The following is a 2,269-nucleotide window of genomic DNA, read 5'->3' on the forward strand; positions in this document are numbered from 1 at the left end:
AGAACGCTCGACCTCTGTGCACTCGTCGGACAGCGATGACGAGCTCGTGAGCAGGATGACGGCGTCCGGCGCCTTCTCGATGGTGGACGTGCGTTCAGTGATCGCGGTGGCATCGGCGGGCACCCAGCTCGCATCGAGGTCGGCGCCGTCGCGGAACGCCTCGACGTCGTCGAACGTCGACGTGGACTGCTTGTGGACGATGCTGTCGACGGCGGAGCATCCGGTCAGGGACAGCAGGCCCACGGCGATCAGAGCGGGGACGAAGAGGGTGGTCCGTGTGTTCATCTCCTCAGCATCGCCACCCGGCGACGGTCCGGCATCGGGCGGCGGAGGTATCGGCATCCGTCTGCGGGATGATCCGAGCCGGAGGGTGCGGGCGCAGGTACGCTGAAGGTATGAGCGATCCTGAGCGGGCCACCTCTCGCCCCCTGTGGGCGAGCGTGGCCGACGGCTTCTACGTCGGCAGTCAGGACGGATCCTTCCTCGGGTACGTCGACCGGCAGGATGACGGGGCATGGCGGGCGTTCGACGCGGCGTCGCGCGCCGTCGGCGACTTCCCCGACCACCACCGCGCGATGGCCGCGGTGACGGAGATCGGCGCGGTGACCGTTCCCGCCGGCGAGGTCGAGACCCCGGGAGCGATCCTCTGATGGCCCCGCACAGCTCGCTCGTCTCGCTCGTCTACAGCAGCACCGCGACCCGCCCCTTCGACGACGACGAGCTGGCCGCCCTCCTCGCCGTGAGCCGCGCGAGGAACGCCGAGCGGAACATCACCGGGATGCTGCTCTACCGCGAGCGCGAGTTCATCCAGATCCTCGAAGGCGCGCGCGCCGACGTCGAGGCGCTCATGGCCGACATCGCAGGGGACCCGCGTCACAACGACGTCCGCGTGCTCCTCGAAGAGCCGCTGCACGAGCGACGCTTCGATCAGTGGACCATGGGGTACCGACCGCTGGTCGCTGCCGAGCCGGAGATGCTCGCCGGCTACCGAGACTCCTTCGACGACCTCCGCATCGGCGACCACGACATGATCGGCCGGGCGCTGATGGAGCTCACCATGTGGTTCCGCGTCCGCGAGGCGGCGCCCGGGCGGTCGGCGGTGCGGACGCCGTAGGTCCGCTCCGGCGTCTGCACTCAGCCGCAGGACTCGTACGGCGGCTTCTCGAGGGTCGTCGCCGTGACTGCCCAGATGATGTCGCTGCCTGCCGTGTAGGTCAGGAAGACGGAACCGGTGCCGGCTTCCGACTCGATCGCGAGGTACCGGCGATCGCCGACGCTCTCGATCTCCACCGCGTCGGGATACGCGGCCAGCGCCTCGTCCATCCGGGAACCGACACCGATTCCCTCGGCCGTCAGCGGGCCGACGGCCGGCCGGCCTTCGAGCTCGGCGGGGGAGGCGGACACCTGCACGAGGTCGACCACCGCAGGGTCCTGTTCGGGGATCTCGGGGCGCTGGAGGGTCAGCGTGTACCCGTCGGCCTCGGCGGATGCCAGCCACGGACAGGCTTCTGCCGGGGTCGCTCCCGCCATCGCCACCGCTTCGTCGTATGGGGTTCCCAGGTCGACGTCTCCGATGCCCGACGGGGTGGCGCCCGCGGTCGGGGACGCGCTGGGAGATGCGCTCGGCGTGGGATCGGCGGGTGTCGTGACCGTCTGCGTGACCGTCGGGGCCGGCGAGACGGGGGCGGCGCACCCGGCCAGAAGTGCAGCTGTGGCGGCCATCCCGAACAGCGGCGTGAGGATGCGTGCACTGCGAGCCCGAGGTCGTATCGTGTCGATATCCATCCCTCGACGCTATCGGCGGGGCCGAGCGTCGTGCATCGATTCCCACGGGACTCCCAGACCGAGCCGCTAGCAGATCTGCGGCGTCCCGCAAGGCGTTGTGGTCCGCGATCGAGGGTTCATAGTGTGGATCGATGGACACTCGCCATCGCACCCGCGCCGTCGCCATCGTGCCCACCGGGCTGGTGGCTCTCGCCTGCGTGATCACCGGCTGCACCTCGGGCGGATCGCCCGAGCCGACGGCGTCGGAATCGACATCCGCACCATCGCCGTCGGCGACGTCAGCTCCTGCGGAGGCATTCGCCTATCCTGACACGACGGACGCGACTCAGGTCGGCATCGCCCTCAAGTACGAGGAGGGCAGCGATCCGTCGGGCGAGATCATCGCCGGGCCCGCTGTGCTCGTCGCGGATCGACAGTTCACGGTCGAGGGGCAGTGCGAGGGAGACCGCGTCGAGTTCGAAGTGGTGACCGCCGATGCCGAGAA

General features: G+C 69.8%; 4 protein-coding genes and 1 pseudogene. 3 read left to right on the forward strand and 2 right to left on the reverse strand.

Annotated features, from left to right (window positions below; genetic code table 11):
* Positions 1 to 285: hypothetical protein (locus ABTZ43_RS17155; RefSeq protein ID WP_350539636.1), on the reverse strand; the 285-nt coding region annotated here is incomplete at its 3' end.
* A 110-nt stretch (positions 286 to 395) separates the two neighbouring features.
* Here ABTZ43_RS17155 and ABTZ43_RS17160 point away from each other — a divergent pair.
* Together ABTZ43_RS17160 and ABTZ43_RS17165 are read left to right on the forward strand one after the other, a co-directional pair.
* Positions 396 to 650: a hypothetical protein gene (locus ABTZ43_RS17160; RefSeq protein ID WP_253385436.1), complete on the forward strand. Its 255-nt coding sequence runs from the start codon at positions 396 to 398 to the stop codon at positions 648 to 650.
* Complete coding sequence (locus ABTZ43_RS17165) at positions 650 to 1,114, forward strand: BLUF domain-containing protein (RefSeq protein WP_350539637.1); 465 nt, start codon at positions 650 to 652, stop codon at positions 1,112 to 1,114. Before ABTZ43_RS17160 ends, ABTZ43_RS17165 begins: the two co-directional genes overlap by 1 nt.
* A 20-nt stretch (positions 1,115 to 1,134) precedes the next feature.
* On the opposite strand, the gene ABTZ43_RS17170 is transcribed toward ABTZ43_RS17165, so the two are convergent.
* Positions 1,135 to 1,785 carry a hypothetical protein gene (locus tag ABTZ43_RS17170; RefSeq protein ID WP_350539638.1) on the reverse strand — a complete coding sequence of 217 codons (651 nt, stop codon included), beginning with the start codon at positions 1,783 to 1,785 and terminating at the stop codon, positions 1,135 to 1,137.
* A 131-nt stretch (positions 1,786 to 1,916) separates the two neighbouring features.
* On the opposite strand from ABTZ43_RS17170, the pseudogene ABTZ43_RS17175 reads away from it, so the two are divergent.
* Positions 1,917 to 2,269, forward strand: a pseudogene (locus ABTZ43_RS17175) (hypothetical protein); the annotation flags it as partial.

It is taken from the genome of Microbacterium sp. NPDC097977, assembly GCF_040302605.1.
Lineage (GTDB): Bacteria > Actinomycetota > Actinomycetes > Actinomycetales > Microbacteriaceae > Microbacterium.

What these genes read in the sequence shown, in the direction of transcription:
- ABTZ43_RS17170 (WP_350539638.1), bottom strand. Translation starts at nt 1,785, where the DNA reads ATGGATATCGACACGATACGACCTCGGGCTCGCAGTGCACGCATCCTC.
- ABTZ43_RS17165 (WP_350539637.1), top strand. Translation starts at nt 650, where the DNA reads ATGGCCCCGCACAGCTCGCTCGTCTCGCTCGTCTACAGCAGCACCGCG.
- ABTZ43_RS17160 (WP_253385436.1), top strand. Translation starts at nt 396, where the DNA reads ATGAGCGATCCTGAGCGGGCCACCTCTCGCCCCCTGTGGGCGAGCGTG.